The 15,849-nt window shown below is 66.5% G+C and carries 6 protein-coding genes; 1 reads left to right on the top strand and 5 read right to left on the bottom strand.

The features are described from left to right. The first annotated feature begins 63 nt into the window (after positions 1-63). A complete protein-coding gene (locus YM304_RS10760; protein ID WP_041298197.1) occupies positions 64-4,626 on the top strand; it encodes a right-handed parallel beta-helix repeat-containing protein in 4,563 nt (1,520 codons plus the stop codon). A 131-nt stretch (positions 4,627-4,757) separates the two neighbouring features. Here the strand turns inward: YM304_RS10760 and uvrB are convergent, their stop codons facing one another. From uvrB to YM304_RS10735, 5 genes are all read right to left on the bottom strand, one after another. Continuing rightward, positions 4,758-6,902: an excinuclease ABC subunit UvrB gene (gene uvrB, locus YM304_RS10755; RefSeq protein ID WP_015441710.1), complete on the bottom strand. Its 2,145-nt coding sequence runs from the start codon at positions 6,900-6,902 to the stop codon at positions 4,758-4,760. A gap of 146 nt (positions 6,903-7,048) precedes the next feature. After that, entirely contained in the window at positions 7,049-9,682 is a 2,634-nt protein-coding gene (locus YM304_RS10750) for a hypothetical protein (protein ID WP_154723408.1), read from the bottom strand. Further along, positions 9,639-10,976, bottom strand: a complete 1,338-nt coding sequence (locus tag YM304_RS10745; protein ID WP_015441708.1) for a hemolysin family protein — start codon at positions 10,974-10,976, stop codon at positions 9,639-9,641. Before YM304_RS10745 ends, YM304_RS10750 begins: the two co-directional genes overlap by 44 nt. After that, entirely contained in the window at positions 10,973-12,322 is a 1,350-nt protein-coding gene (locus tag YM304_RS10740) for a hemolysin family protein (RefSeq protein ID WP_015441707.1), read from the bottom strand. The genes YM304_RS10745 and YM304_RS10740 overlap by 4 nt, the downstream gene beginning before the upstream one ends. 123 nt (positions 12,323-12,445) lie before the next feature. Continuing rightward, entirely contained in the window at positions 12,446-15,592 is a 3,147-nt protein-coding gene (locus tag YM304_RS10735) for a BTAD domain-containing putative transcriptional regulator (RefSeq protein WP_015441706.1), read from the bottom strand. Between the last annotated feature and the right edge of the window lie 257 nt (positions 15,593-15,849).

The following is a 15,849-nucleotide window of genomic DNA, read 5'->3' as shown; positions in this document are numbered from 1 at the left end:
TGTTTCGTTTGATTTCTCTGTCCACGCCATGCCACGATGACCCGTCTCAGCGGAAGGACACCCATGAAGAAACTCAGTAAATCCGTCGCGGCATTCGCCGTGGCGGCTGCCGGACTGGCCATACCAACGGCCATCAACACCCCGATCGCCTCGGCCGACGCAGTCGGCAGCGACTTCGAATCGTTCGCCCTCGGCTCGGTCGACGGACAAGACGGATGGGAGATCAGCGGGCCGTATGACGTCGAAGTCGTCGACGCCAGCGCGACACACCCGTCGCTCGGCAATCGCAGCCTCCGGATCTCCAACGCCGTAACGAGCGGTGGGTTCGGAGACCAGACGTTCTCCAAGCCGCTCACCGAAGAGGCAGGCGAGACCGACGCCGAAAACGGCGGCAAGTCGACCGGTCCGCGCCAGACGAGCTTCGAAGCCGAGTGGAGCTTCGCCTCGGCCGCCCCCGGTGCAGAACAGCCCGGACTCTCCGTCGTCGTCAGCCCCGATCGCGGCGATGGCGGCCGGATGGGTTGGCTCGGCATGACCGACACGCCGACCGGCCTCGAAGTCAGCTACTACGGCTACGACACCACACTCGGCGGCACCTGCGCCGACCTCGACAACTTTGTCTTCACGACCGTCGCGACGGGGCTCGATCGCACCGCTGTGCACACCGCTCGTCTCCGTATGGGCTTCAACGACGGCGTCGACAACGACGTCGTCGAGGTCTTCGTCGACGGAACTCTGGTGCACACCGGGAAGTCGTGGGAGGACTACTTCCGCAACTGTGAACCCCCGGAGCCTCGGACGGTCGACTCGCTGCTCTTCCGCGTGTCCGGGACAGCCGCCCCGGCCACCTCGGGGTTCGGTTTCCTGATCGACGACGTGAGCCTCGAATCCAGCTCGCCACCACCGTGCACCACCGACTGCTACGTCGATGCTGCGACGGGCAGTGACGTGAATGGTGGTACCGGCCCGGCCGATGCACTGCGCACGATCCAGACCGCCATCGATCGCGTCGACCCGAACGGCAACGTCATCGTCGCCGCAGGCACCTACCCGGTGCCCGACGGTCTCGACGTCGACAAGCCGCTCACGCTCGATGGCGCCGGCTCCGACGTCGTCACCATCGACGCGAGCGCTCACGCCAGCTACAGCGTCGCGGTCACCGCCGACGACGTCACGCTCGAAGGCTTCACCCTCACCGGCAACCCGGCCGGCACGTACGGCTTGAAGATCTCGTCGTCGTCCCCGACCCGACTCTCCAACATCACCGTCGACGACGTCGTGGTGAACAACAGCAAGCGCACCGGTATCGACCTCAACGGCGTCGACGGCGGCCTCATCACGAACGTCGAAGTCCATGACGTCCCGAGCGGCAACGGTCTCTCGGCGACCGACTCGAACGACATCGTGTTCGAGAACGTCACGACCAGCAACAACGCCTGGGGCGGCCTCGCCATCTACACCTATGGCCGCTACTACTCGATCGGCTCGAACAACGTCACGATCCAGGGCACGAACAGCTTCGGCGAGGCCAACCCGGTCTACGTCGAGACCGGCAACTACAACGATCCGGGTAACCCGGCACCGGTCACGAACCTCACCGTCAACGGTTTCGACTACACGGTGGCGAACGACGATCACCGCGCCGGCGGCGAACTGTTCACCTTCTACCAGAACACGCGCAGCGAGGCGATCGAGTTCGCCCTCGCGCTGACGAACCCTGAGTCGTCGTACGTCAACGAAGTGGCCACCGGCGACTTCTGGGTCGGCACGATCGGCTTCGACGACATGACGATCCAGGCAGCGGTCGACCACGCCGAACCCGGCGACACGATTCGCGTGCTGCCCGGCACCTACCAGGGCAACGTCGTGGTCGACGAACACGTCAAGATCATCGGCTCCGGCAGCGGATCCAGCGAGGCCAGCAACACCGTCCTGCAGAAGAGCGCGAACGAGGCGCTCGTCACGATCCAGGCGTCGGGTCAGTCCGCCGCTGATCCGCTGCTGTTCCAAGACCTCCGCCTCGAGCCCGTCGGCGAGTACGGCTTCAACGTCAACGGTCCGGCTCCGGTCCAGTTCGTCGAGTTCGACAACGTCAAGGTGATCGGCACCAACTCCGGTGCCGCCTACGAAGCCGAGGTCGGCCTCAAGGTCTCGACCAACGCCTCGCTGTCCGACGTCGTCATCACCGATTCGGCGTTCGACGACCTCGTCTACGGCTGGTACTTCGCCAAGCACGGCGACTGGGGTCCGGGCGGCAGCAACGTGAGCAACGTGCAGGTCACCGACACCTCGTTCAGCAACAACGAAGTCAAGGGCATCTACGTCGAGAAGCTCTCCGACACCACCTTCGACAACGTCACGGTGGTCAACAACGGACTCGACACGACGTTCTACAACGCCAAGTGGAACTCCGGCTTCGACATCAACCTGAAGGGCGAGGAGACCTACCAGAACATCACGATCGTCAACTCGACATTCGACCGCAACGGTCTCGGTGTCGAGGAAGGCACGGGCCTCACCATCAAGGCTCGTGACGACGGCGGCACGTACGGTGCACACCCTGCCGAACTGACCGGAGTCACGATCACCGGCAACGACATCACCGGCAACGAGCGAGGGATTCGGTTCGGTGAGCCGGGCAAGAACAACGCCACGCCCACCGACGTCATCGTGTCGGGTAACAACATCACCGGCAACGTGGTCGCCGGCGTCATCAACGAAACCCTCAGCCAGACCAACGCCATCGAGAACTGGTGGGGCGATGCGTCCGGCCCGAGCGGCGAAGGCCCCGGCACCGGCGACTCCGTGTCGCTGAACGTCTCGGTCTGCCCGTGGCTCGACGGCCCCGCCGGCACCGGCAACCTCGTCCTCGACGACTGCCCCGGCGCCAACGAACTCGACGTGGTCAACACGGTCGACTGGAACGGCGTCACCCCCGACGCAGCTCAGACATTCGAGATCTGCATCGAAGGCCCGAGCCACGTGGTGGCCGACTGCCAGCTCGCTGGCTCCTCGACCGAAACGCTCACCTGGAGCGATCTGTACCACGGCGACTACACCGTGACGCAGACCGATCCGGGCACCGAGTGGACCGTCGACATCACCGGTTCGCCGGTCACCGTCGCCGACGGTGTGCCGAGCACCCCGGCCAACGTGACCAACACGCACGACCCCGCCGAGGGCGAAGGGCCCACGCCCGACGCTCCCCCGACGTTCCCGGCAACACCGGACGACATCTCGGTGGTCACCGAACCGGGCGCCAGTAGCGCCACCGTCGAGTACCCGCTTCCCGAAGCAGCCGACGACGACACGGAGACTCTCCCGACCGTCGTCTGCACCCCGGCTTCCGGAACCGAGTTCCCCGTCGGTGACAACACCGTCACCTGTACGGCCACCGACTCTGCCGATCAGACCGCGGAAACGACGTTCACCATCTCGGTGAGCCCGTACAGCGACCTGATCGCCGTCGACCCGGCCCGATTCCTCGACACCCGTGGAACCGGAAGCAACGTCACCATCGACGGCATCGCCCAGGGCGAAGGTCCGGTTCCGGCAGGTACCTCGATCACCATTCCGGTGGCCGAGCGCGGTGACGTCACCGCCGATGCGGTCGGTGCAATGGTCAACATCGCAGCGATCAACCCGAGCGGCAACGGATACGTCACCCTGTACCCGTGTACCGACGAGGTGCCCACGGCGGCATCGCTCAACTTCGAAGCGGGAGTCTCCATCTCCAACGCGACGTTCGTCGAGCTGTCCGACGACGGCGACGTGTGTGCGTTCGCGTCGAACACGACGGGCTTGGCGCTCGACGTCGTCGGCTACATGCCGGTGACGAGTCGCATCGACTTCGTCGCCCCGGCTCGACTGCTCGAGACGCGAATCGGCGAGGGTCTCACCACCATCGACGGTCGCTCGCAGGGCGACGGAGCCATCACCGCCGGCAACACCATCGAGGTGCAGGTCGCCGGTCGCGCCGGCGTCGCCGACGACGCCGTGGCCGCCATGGTCAACGTGGCGGCGGTCAACCCGACCGACACCGGGTACATCACCCTCTTCCCGTGTGACTCCGAGCAGCCGGTTGCGGCATCGCTCAACTACACGGCGGGAACGAACATCTCCAACACCACGCTCGTCGCACTGTCGAGCGATGGCGTGCTGTGTGTGTTCTCCGAGGATGCGACCGACCTGACCATCGACGTCATCGGCTACGCCTCACCCGGCACCGATGTCGGCACCCTCAACCCGAGCCGCCTGCTCGAGACCCGTACCGGCACCGGCCAGGTGACCGTCGACGGGATCGCTCAGGGTGACGGCCAAGTGGATGCGGGTCACTTCATCTCCGTGCCGATCGCCGGGCGCAGCGATGTTCCGGACGACGCCATCGCCGTCGTCGTCAACCTCGCAGCGATCAACCCCGCTGCGGTCGGATACGCCACGCTGTACCCGTGCACCGAGACGCCGCCCGTGGCTGCGTCGCTCAACTACCGGGCGGGCGTCAACATCTCGAACGCCACCCTGGTCGATCTGTCCGACGACGGTGACGTGTGCTTGTTCACGTCGGCGACGGCGCACTACACGATCGACGTGCTGAGCTTCGTCACCGCCACGAGCGTCGACGCATGATCACACGCTGACCACTCGGATCACTCCGTGATCGACAACCGGCGGGTCGCAGCAATGCGGCCCGCCGGTTTCGCGTCTCCGCTGCCGCCAACCTGGTTACATCGCTCCGGGAGCGATGTAACCAACTCCGGTCAACCGGCGTCGGTGATCTGGCGTCGGAGGTCGTTGATCTCGTCACGCAGCTTGGCTGCGTACTCGAACTTCAAGTCGGCCGATGCCGCGTGCATCTCCTCTTCCAAGGTCTGGATGAGACGTTGCAGCTCCTGCTGCGGCAGGTTCTTGAGCTCTTCGGTGACCTTGTCGCGTTCGCGCTGGCGACGGCGGTCTTGGCCCGGCACCGGCGTCTTGCCACTCGTGCCGTGCAGCATCTCCAAGATGTCTCCCACCGCCTTGCGGATGGTGGTCGGGTCGATGCCGTGCTCGGTGTTGTAGGCGATCTGCAAGTCGCGACGCCGTTGCGTTTCCTCGATGGCTGCCGTCATCGACGGCGTCATCTTGTCGGCGTACATCACCACCTGTCCGGCCACGTTGCGAGCCGCTCGGCCGATCATCTGGATGAGCGAGGTCTCGGACCGCAGGAATCCTTCCTTGTCGGCGTCGAGGATGCACACCAACGACACCTCGGGCAGGTCGAGACCCTCTCGCAACAGGTTGATGCCGACGAGCACGTCGAACTCCCCGAGCCTGAGTCCGCGGAGGATCTCGATGCGCTGGATCGTGTCGATGTTCGAGTGCAGATAGCGGACCCGCAGCCCCTGCTCGAGCAGGTAGTCGGTGAGGTCTTCGGCCATCTTCTTCGTGAGCGTCGTGACCAGAACACGATCACCGTTGGCGATGCGACCGTTGACCATCTCCATGAGGTCGTCGATCTGTCCCTTGGTGGGCTTGACGATGACCTCGGGGTCGATGAGGCCCGTCGGTCGCACCACCTGTTCGACGACCTTGGTCGACACGCGGAGTTCGTACTCGGATGGCGTGGCCGACAGGAAGATCCCCTGGTTGATCCGCTCGAGCACCTCTTCGAACGTGAGCGGGCGGTTGTCGCGCGCCGACGGCAAGCGGAAGCCGTGATCGATCAGCATGTCTTTGCGGCTGCGGTCGCCGGCGTACTGGCCGTGCAGCTGCGGCACCGCCACGTGGCTCTCGTCGATGACGAGCAGGAAGTCGTCGGGGAAGTAGTCGAGCAGGGTGAACGGCGGTTCGCCGTACTCACGACCGTCCATGTGCATCGAGTAGTTCTCGATGCCGTTGCAGTAGCCGACCTCGCTCATCATCTCGAGGTCGTACTGGGTGCGCATGCGCAGGCGTTGCGCTTCGAGCAGTTGATCGTTGTCTTCGAACTCCTTGAGGCGGACCTGCAGCTCGTGTTCGATCTTGCTCATCGCTGTCTGCAGGCGCTCGGCGCTGGTGGCGTAGTGAGTGGCCGGGAAGACGTAGGCACGTGGCAGGTCGCGGAGTTGTTCGCCGGTGAGCGGGTCGATCGTGGTGATCCGCTCGATCGTGTCGCCGAACATCTCGATGCGCAGCACGTTCTCTTCGTACGCCGGGTGCACTTCGATGGTGTCGCCTCGCACGCGAAAGTTGCCGCGTCCGAGGGTCATGTCGTTGCGGTCGTACTGCATGTCGACCAGTCGGCGCAGGATCGATCGCATGTCGTAGTCGATGCCGACGTTGAGGTCGAGCAGGTGGCCCCGGTACTCCTCCGGGTTGCCCATGCCGTAGATGCACGAGACCGACGCCACCACGATGGTGTCGCGTCGCGTGAGCAGCGCTGCGGTGGCGGAGTGGCGAAGTCGGTCGATGTCGTCGTTGACCGAGCTGTCCTTCTCGATGAAGGTGTCGCTCGACGGGATGTACGCCTCTGGCTGGTAGTAGTCGTAGTACGACACGAAGTACTCGACCCGGTTGTTCGGGAAGAACTCCTTCATCTCCTGCGCGAGCTGCGCGGCGAGCGACTTGTTGGGCGCCAGGATCAGCGTCGGCCGCTGGGTCTTCTCGATCGTCCAGGCGATGGTGGCCGACTTGCCGGACCCGGTGATGCCCAGCAGCGTCTGGAATCGCTCGCCGTCTTCGACGCCTTTGGCGAGCGCCTCGATCGCTTGGGGCTGATGCCCGGCGGGTTCGAACTCGGACACGACCTTGAACACCTGGTCGCCGTCGGCGCCGTAGTTCTCGGCTTGGATGTCGCCGCCGAGCAACGAGAGGTCTTGCTCGATCTTGCCGGGCGCGACGGGTGTGGTGCCCCCGTCGACCGCAGCGTCAACAGTGTCGGTCATCCCGACGATTGTACCGCCAGAACAGATGTTCGTACAGCGCCGAGGTTCGGCCGGCTCTGGTCTGGTCCGCCTCAGTTCCGGATTCAGGAACCCTTCCCGACCAGACTGGACGTGGCCGGATCCCGACCAGAGCGCCGCACCGCGACTCAGCCTTGGGCGATGACGTCGATGACGAGGTGGGTGCTGGCGGACGAGTAGACGCAGAACTCCGCGGCCTCCGACGGGTTGATGCCGCCGACGAGTGCGGTGTTCCCCGACGTCACCCCCGCCGAGAAGTTCAGCACCGACGTCTCGGTCCGGCCGAGGTCCTCCCGCTCGTAGATGCACGGGAAGATCGACACGAAGCCGTTCGCCGAGGGGTTGATCGCGGTCACGTTGACGAATGCAGCGTCGACTGGTCGACCAGTGAAGTAGTCGCCGAGGTAGATCGACTGGACGTCGGCCGGGTCGATGCGGCAACAGTCACGCTCCCACTCCGGCAGGTCAGGCGGGATCTCCTGGCCGACCCACGCGCGAGTGTCGAGCGCCCGGAACTGGAACGACGTGTCGAGCGTCGAATCCTCCCCGAGCCACCCGGTGACGTCGACGGTCAGATCGGTGGGCCGGGAAGTCTTGAAGCAGATCGACCCGTTGTCGCCGATCTCGACGATCGCCAGGTTGTTCGACACCGCACCGGGGGCGTAGTTGATCGCCGACACTCCCCCGATCGCTCCGCCACACGCGTAGGCGACGGCGAACCCGACGCCTGAACTCGAGATCGCCGACAGGTTGACGACGACCTCGGTCGCCTCGTCTGGTACGCCGCCGCGTCCGTGGACCGGAACCTCGATCTCGACGCCAGAGGCCCGCTGTCCTCCGCCGACCGCCAGCCCGTCGATCGTGGTGCCGTTCGTCCGAGTGTCGAGCAGACGAGCGGGCGTCACGGGCCCCAACTCGTCGCCGACGCCATAGAAGCCACCGATGTCGATCACCACGTCGGTTTCGGCTGACGAGTACACGCACAGCGCTCCTGCGTCGTCGAGGGGGACCAAGGTGTGATTGCCCGCGGTGGTTCCACCGCGATAGTTGAGCGACGAGGCGTCAGGCTGCGAGCCTCCGCAGGGGAACCCGGTGAGGTAGCCGTTGCCGGACGGGTTGACTGCGGTGAGGTTGGCGAAGACGGCGACCGACCCGTCGGGGATCGCTGCTCGCCCGGCGATCTGGAACTCGGTGACCGACCCAGCGCGCAACCGCCCCGTGTCGCTCTCTCCGCCATCGACAGTCGAACCGGTCGGTCGGGTGTCGACATATCGAGCCGACTGGATCGCCGTGAGATTCGGAAACGCCGTCCGTTCGATGTACGCGTGCGGCGCCTCGACGAGTCGAGCGACGGCGTAGTCCTCGTAGTAGCCGTCGTACGGCGCATCCACGATGCCCACCTCGACGATGTCGGTGCCGATCGAATCGAACGATCGCTGCAGCCGCCCGTCCTCATGGGCGTATGGATCAGCGAACTCGGCGTAGACCCAGAAGCTCGGGTCGTCACCCGTCACCCTGATGTACTGCCGGGAGTAGCCGGTTCCGAGAACCGAGCCGTCGGTCGACGGTGTCACCTCGTCGTACGCCAACATCGAGATCAGTTGCGGATTCGCGCTGGCAGCGTCGAGTACGTACGACGAACTGGGCGTACTGAAGTCATCGAGCCCGTATGTGTCGAGCCGGTACTCATTCCGTTCGCCGAACTCGTCCCGCTCAGCCAACTCACGGCACTTCAGCACCCCGACGTCGTCCGCGGCGCGAATGATCCGGGCGCGGCCGCACTCGACCGCACCCATGCTCGCACCGGTCAGCGACGCGCCGTCGGGTGACACGCGTACCAGCGTGCTCTCCCCTTCGAGGTGTGCCAGCGGTGGTCGCGTCGAACTCAGGATCAGCGTGGCCCCCGAGGCATCGACGTGCACACCACTCGGCCTCTCCCCGGCCGGCGGAACGAGAACGTGGCTCGCCACCGAGGTCATCGAGTCGACGGCCAGCGTCCGGTCGAACTGGGTCACCATCATCTCGTCGGACCCACCGTCGATGATGCGTGACTCGGCGCTGAGCACGTGAGCCCCACCTGTCGGGTCGACGCCCGCCAGGAAGATCCCGTCGACAGGGCCTGCCTCGGGATCATCGACGTCGCGCTCGAACGTGCGAACGGCGACCACTCCGGCAGCGTCGGCGACGACGAGGTGATCGCCCGAGCAGGTAGTCAACGAGAAGACGGCCTCGACATCGACGGTGATGCCCCTCGTCCCTTGACGTGGGGTCATCGAGGTGCACGTCTCGTCGAGGTCGAGTCCCTCGGTCCAGACCACATCGCCGTCGACATCCCGAAACTGGACGAACGGCGAGTACTGCAGTCCGGCGCTCAGCGATTCGAAGTCACCCGAGTGGTGACCGAGAACGAACGCTTCACCATCCGGCGTCGCCGCGATGTCGAGGAAGCCCGAGGAGTCGACCGGATCGGCGGAGTCGTACTCCTGATCCCAGTCGGCGCCGACCACGCCGCCGAAACCGCCCACCGCCATTCCGAAGACCGCCACCGCCCCCATCGCTCGTTGTCCACGCGTCCGATAAATCGACATGTTGCGGACACTAACCCGATCACTCACGCTCGTCGACGTTCGAGTGGAAGCGACGAAGCCGAACGACCCCGGTCGGCCCCTCGCCGACCGCTGCAGGAGGCCAGCCCCTTCGCCTCTCGCCGCCGCGCAATCAGCCGGAGACGGTGATGCGAACGCGGAGCGAGTCGATGGCATAGGCGTCCATCGCCAGCACCTCGAACTCGGCGATCTCGGTCGACACTCGGTCACCGACGCTGGGGATCTCGTCGAGCGCAGCGATCACATAGCCCGCCACGGTCTGCCACTCCCCTTCGGGCAGCGGCACGCCGGTGCACTCCTCGAACTGGTCGGGGCGCAACGTGCCGTTGACGCGGAACGTGCCGTCGCTGAGCTTGACGCAGTCGCCGAGCCGGTGGTCGGACTCGTCGTGGAAGTCACCGATGAGCTCTTCGATCACGTCTTCGAGCGTCACGAGGCCGACCACGGTGCCGTGCTCGTCGATGACGAGCGCGACATGCTGGCGTTCGGTGCGCATCTCGAGCAGGAGATCTTCGACCCGGTGATGCTCGGGGGTGACCATCACACGGCGAGCGAGGCCGCCCACCGCCGTGTTCGCCCACGTGCCGTGCGGCAGCCGCAACAGGTCCTTGGCGTGCACGAAGCCCATGACGTGATCGAGATCACCTTCGAAGACGATGATCCGGCTCCGCCCCGTGCGGTGTGCTTCGGCTGCGGCGACGTCGGCGGTCGAATCGGACGACACCGCGATGATGTCGCGACGCACGGTCATGGCGTCGGCTGCCGTCAACCCGGAGAGTTCGAGCGAGCGGGTGAGCAACTCGTGCTCGGTCGCCGCCAACCCGCCGTGGCCGGCCGACTCGTCGAGCAGGAGACGGAGGTCGTCGGGCGAGTGCGCCATGGCGAGTTCGTCTTGCGGCTCGACGCCGACCAGGCGAACCACGCCGTTGGCGATCGTGTTCATGAACCAGATGATCGGACGGAAGATGGTGACGAACATCCGGAACGGACGGGCCAGCTTCATCGCCGAATCCTCGGGATGCGAGATCGCCCACGACTTCGGAGCCATCTCGCCCACGACCATGTGCAGGAACACGACGAGCGAGAGCGCCAGGGTGAAACCGATGATGTGCGTCGCCGTGTCGGAGAGCGTGAACCACTCGCCCAACGCGCCTTCGATGATGGCCGCGACCGCAGGTTCGGCGACGAGACCGAGGCCGAGCGAGCACATCGTGATGCCCAGCTGGGCACCAGCGAGCATCAGCGTGAGTTCACGGATTCCGCGGAGCGCCGACTTGGCGCGAGCGTTGCCGTCGGCGGCGAGTTGTTCGATGCGCGACCGGCGCGAGGCGAGCAGCGCGAACTCAGCGGCCACGAAGAAGCCGTTGAGCGCGAGCAGCACGATGGCCACCGCGAGCGAGAGCCAGTTGACGGTGATGCCTTCTTCGGCAGCGAGGAGTGCGGCGATCATTCGTGATCTCCGTGCTCGTCGGCGGCGTCGGTCTCGTTGCCCTCGATGTCGTCACTGTCGGGATCGATCTGCAGCATCACCTGATCGATGCCGTATCCGTCGATGGCGAGCACTTCGATACGCACGCCGTCGACGACGACCGCGTCACCCACCTCGGCGAGGCGTTCGAGACGGTCGAGGACCAGGCCGGCCACCGTGTCGTACTCCCCGTCGGGCAGCTGGAATCCGGTTGCCCGCTCGATCTCGTCGGGACGTGACGTGGCAGCGATGTTCCAGACGCCCGGAGCGACCTCGACCTGCTCGATCGGCTCGGTGGGGTCGTACTCGTCTTCGATCTCGCCGACCAGTTCTTCGACGATGTCTTCGAGCGTGATGATGCCGGCGGGGCCGCCGTACTCGTCGATCACCAGCGCCATCTCGGTCGAGTGCGTGCGGAGTTGCACGAGCACTGCGTCGAGGCTGGCCGCCTCGGGCACGGCGATCACGTCGTGCATGAGCGTTGCCACCGCGGTGGTCTCGTACTCGTTGCGGTCGACGCCGAGGAGGTCTTTCGCGTGGACGATGCCCTGCACCTTGCCGTCGGCATCGACCACCGGGAAGCGCGAGCGCCTCGTTGCCATCGCATCGCGCAACGCCGCGGCGTTGGCGGTGCCGTCGATCGTGTCGACCTTGTTCCATGCGACCATGGCGTCGGAGGCTTCGAGTTCACCGAAGTCGATGGCACGTTCGAGCAGCGCCGCCTGCGACATCGTCAGGTGCCCGCTCTCGGCGGAGGAATCGACGATGAGGTCGAGTTCGTCGGCCGACACCGCGCCGTGCAGCTCTTCGACCGGTTCGATGCCGATCATGCGGAGCAGCTTGTTGGCCGACCCGTCGAACAGCTTGATGAGCGGGCTCGCCACCTTCATGAAGAGCAGCGTCGAACGAGCAACCGCACGGGCGACCGGCTCGGGCTTGGCGATCGCCAGGTTCTTCGGAGCGAGTTCGCCGAACACCATCTGCGCGATCGTGGCGATGACGAACGCGATCGTGAGCGAGATGCCGAAGGCGCTGCTCTCGGGCACACCGAGCGTTTCGAGCGGCCCTTCGATGACGCCGGCGATGGCCGGACGAGCGATGAAACCGAGCACGAGCGACGTGATCGTGATGCCCAGCTGGGCACCCGAGAGCATGAAGCTCAGACGCTTGTGGACGTCGAGCGCCCGAGCGGACTTGCGGTCGCCTTCTGCTGCCGCCTCGGCGAACCGTTGACGACGCGCCGCGACGTACGCGAACTCCGCGGCAACGAAGTAGCCGTTCGCGGCGATCAGCGCGACGACGCCGACTAACCCGAGCACTTCAGTCATCGCGGACTCGGAGGATGATGGACCGCACGCAGAGAGCGGTCCATCGAGGGTTTGTGATCGTCGGACATGAGCTGCGCTGATGCTATCCGCTCAGAACGGGCCGACGACGCAGCGTGGCGCGGATCAGCGACGAGCGAGCCGACGGGTGAGCTCCATCGTCGCTGCTTCCGACGGCCCGCCGAAGTCGGCGAGGGTCGCCGAACACGTGTCGAGCGCCCGGCGGGCAGCGGCCACGTCCCCTCGTTCGAGGTGGGCCGCGATCAGCGCACGGTGCGCCGGTTCCGACCACGGCTCGATCACGAGCGTTCGCGACGCCGCGTCGACGGCACCGTCGGGGTCGCCGGTGGCGATGAGCAGCTCGGCGAGGCGCACCCCTGCAGACACGGCACGGCTGCGGAGTCGATCGCGCTCGAACACCGCCCAGTCGTCGAAGCACTCGGGAAGCAGGTCGCCCTGGTAGGCGTCGACGGCGCGGCCATAGTGGGCGATCGACATCGACGACACGCCCGAGCGCTCGAGGCGTGTGGCTTCGTCGAGTTGCGCTTCGAAGTCGTCGACGTCGACGAGCAGCCCGTCGGTGGCGCCGTCGGCACGAGTGTCGGCGAGCACGAGACGGAGCCGCTGTCCGCTCGACCGGACGAAGAAGGGCGCATCGCCTCCCGCCCGCTCGGGTTCGAGCACCGCCTGCAACACGTTGAGCGTCGACCGCAGATTTCGTCGCGCCGAGACGTCGGCCGAGTCGGGCCAGAGCGCGGCCATCGCCTGTTCGCGAGTGCAGTTCGGATGAAGCACCAGATACGTGAGCAAGGCGCGTACGCGCTCCCTGCGCCAATCGGCAGAGTCGACCGCCACGCCACCGATCGAGAATCGCGTGTCACCGAGGACGGCGAGCCGACGCTGCTCGGCCGGTCTGACCGGAATCGACTCGACGAGCTGACGCGCCCCCGCCGCCACCTCAGCGGTCGGGTGCTCGACGAGGGTGTGCCAGCGCTCGCGGGCGCGCACACCGTGCAGGTCGACGAAGTCGTCGACCAGATCGTCGATGTCGGTTCGGCCCACACCGACCGCACACGCCAGCAGCGTCGAACCGTTGAGCAGTCCGAGCGATGGCATCATCTCGCCGGCGGTCGACGGGAACTCCAGTGCGCGCAGCGGTTCGGGATCTCCGTCTTCGTCGACCGCGACCAACGCCCGGACGAGGTCGTGGTCACGTCGGTAGAACGGTCCAAACCGCTCGGGATCGTCCGACGCGCACGCATCGAACCACGCCCGAGTCTCGGGCACCAGCGGGTACAGCAGCCCGATGGCGAACTGGCGATAGAAGTGCCCCTGCCCTCGCTCGGGCGTGACGTCGAGGAACTCGCGGGCGATCGCACGCGCGTCGTCGAGGCGACCTTCCGCATACGCCAGTGTCGCCTTCGGGATGGCCACGCTGCCGGTGGTCTGCCACTGGCTGATGTCTCCGGCCGACGTCTCGACGATCGCGAGGTGCTTGCGAGCCTCGTCGAGGTCACCGAGCGTCGCGTACAGCGGGGTGAGCCAGGTCGCCGACAGAAACCGGTCTCGTTCCCCATCGAGTGGCTGCGTCGGGTGTTCGATCAGGTCGCGCACCATGCCGGCCCGCCAGCGCGCACCGGTGTGGATCATCGCCATGCCCGGCAGCGGCAGGCCGATCTCGTAACACTCCTCCGCTGCCGCCACCGAGTCTCGGCCGAGGTTCTGGAGGGCATTCGCGTGGAACCACAAGGAGATGGCCCGGATCTCGCGCGGCAGCGACATCGCCACGAGCCGTTCGGTGTGCTCCAGCACCTCGACCGGATCGGACGCCGACGTCGCGACCATCGCTCCCGCGAGCAGCGGGTACGGCAGCGCGTCGGCCACACCGTCGGCGGCGAGCGCTCCGAGACGACCGAACGCCCAGATCAGCCCTTCGACATCGCGGCGGGCGTGGTAGGCGTACGCCAGCGACGACAGCGCGGCGACGCTGGCCGGCGCGTCACCGAGCGCATCGAAGCGCTCGGCCGAACTTCGCAGGAGGCGCTGGCACTCCTCCCCACCCGGATTGTCGAGACGGGCCACCAACCCCGCGAGCAGCTCGCGCGCCGGATGCCGCGCACCATCGTCGAGCGCATCGGCACCAGCCGGTACGTTCCGCGCGTCCGGCGCCTCGCCCGGGCCTGCCGCCGGATCGACGGCGTCGCCGTTCGACCCGCCGAGTGCCTGATTCCAACGCCGCAGCATCGACGGGTCGAGGTGATCGCTCGCCAGCAGCGCCGTCCGCAGCGCCGAGTCGAGCACGTCGCCGCAACGATCGGCCACTGGCAGCAGCACCTCCACCGCTTTCGACCCGGCGCGATCGTCGAGGGCGAGTACAGCCGCTCGACACCGCAACTCGACGACAGTGTCATCGGGCTGGCGGCCGAGCAGGTCCGACCACAGATCGTGCGCTTCCCATCGGTCGTTTCGACGGGCGACCATCGGGAGGGCGTCGAGCAAGCGCTCCGTGTCACCACCGGTCAGTCGGTCGAGCGTCGACGTGTCGCACTCCCCCAACTCGACCAGCGTCCTGACCACCGCCAGTTCGTCGTCGTCGAGCCACCGCAACACCTCCTCGTCGACGAAGCGTCGTGCGCGACCGGAGCGCGCGAGTTGCACGAGCGCGGGCCAACCTCCGAACTCGACTCCGCCGTCGGGTGCGGCCCCGAGCAGCGCTGCCACTTGCTCGTCGTCGAGCGCCAGGTCGGCCTCGCCGATGGTGACGCATTGTCCGGTCAGCTCCAGTCGCGTCAGCGCGACCGGCGGCATCGTGCGACCCGCGAGGACCACATGCCCGTTGGTCGGTAGCCGATCGATCAGGTCGTCGACGATTCCCGATGCCCCGTCATTGTCTTGGGGGACGAGGTGGTGCACGTCGTCGAGGACGAGGGCGACCGCCGCTGGAGACCGACTCCCGATCGCTTCGACCACGGCTCCGACGACATCAGCAGGCAGGCGGGTCTCGTCGAGATCGAACGCCGACGAGAGCGCCCCGGCGAACTGTGCTGCGTCGGCATCGCCCGGTTCACAGCCCAACCAGATGTCGGCACCCAGCGGGTTCAGACGGTTCTGTTCGAACGCCTGCGCCAAGGCCGTCGTCTTCCCGAACCCCGCCCCGGCTCTGACGACGGTGACGCGCCGATCGAATCGTCCGGCCAGCGTCGCCTGGACGCCCGCTCGGATCGCGACGGAGTCTGCGAGCTCTGGCGGCTGAAAGCGAAACGGTCGGGCCATCCTCACCTCCCTCCGGTGGCGACCACTCGCTGGCGACACTACCCCGGGCATCACATCGCGTTCCCCGACTCGCCGGAGCCGGCCGCGCGTGGGTGGACTCGACCGGCGACCGCGGCCCTGTTCGCACCGCTCACCTGGGCTTCGGTCGTCACGTCGATCACGGCATCACCGTGCCGACCGACGCGTCATCGAGACGTCATCGGACACCGCCGCGCCGAGAGCATCAGGTGCGGGTCGGCCATCGACCCACTACGGTC

The sequence above is a fragment of the Ilumatobacter coccineus YM16-304 genome (genome assembly GCF_000348785.1).
GTDB classification, from domain to species: domain Bacteria; phylum Actinomycetota; class Acidimicrobiia; order Acidimicrobiales; family Ilumatobacteraceae; genus Ilumatobacter_A; species Ilumatobacter_A coccineus.
This window is presented reverse-complemented; position numbering and strand designations above follow the sequence as displayed.

Coding starts and splice junctions, on each gene's coding strand:
- YM304_RS10760 (WP_041298197.1), top strand. CDS start 64: ATGAAGAAACTCAGTAAATCCGTCGCGGCATTCGCCGTGGCGGCTGCC.
- uvrB (WP_015441710.1), bottom strand. CDS start 6,902: ATGACCGACACTGTTGACGCTGCGGTCGACGGGGGCACCACACCCGTC.
- YM304_RS10750 (WP_154723408.1), bottom strand. CDS start 9,682: ATGCCATCGACTCGCTCCGCGTTCGCATCACCGTCTCCGGCTGATTGC.
- YM304_RS10745 (WP_015441708.1), bottom strand. CDS start 10,976: ATGATCGCCGCACTCCTCGCTGCCGAAGAAGGCATCACCGTCAACTGG.
- YM304_RS10740 (WP_015441707.1), bottom strand. CDS start 12,322: ATGACTGAAGTGCTCGGGTTAGTCGGCGTCGTCGCGCTGATCGCCGCG.
- YM304_RS10735 (WP_015441706.1), bottom strand. CDS start 15,592: ATGGCCCGACCGTTTCGCTTTCAGCCGCCAGAGCTCGCAGACTCCGTC.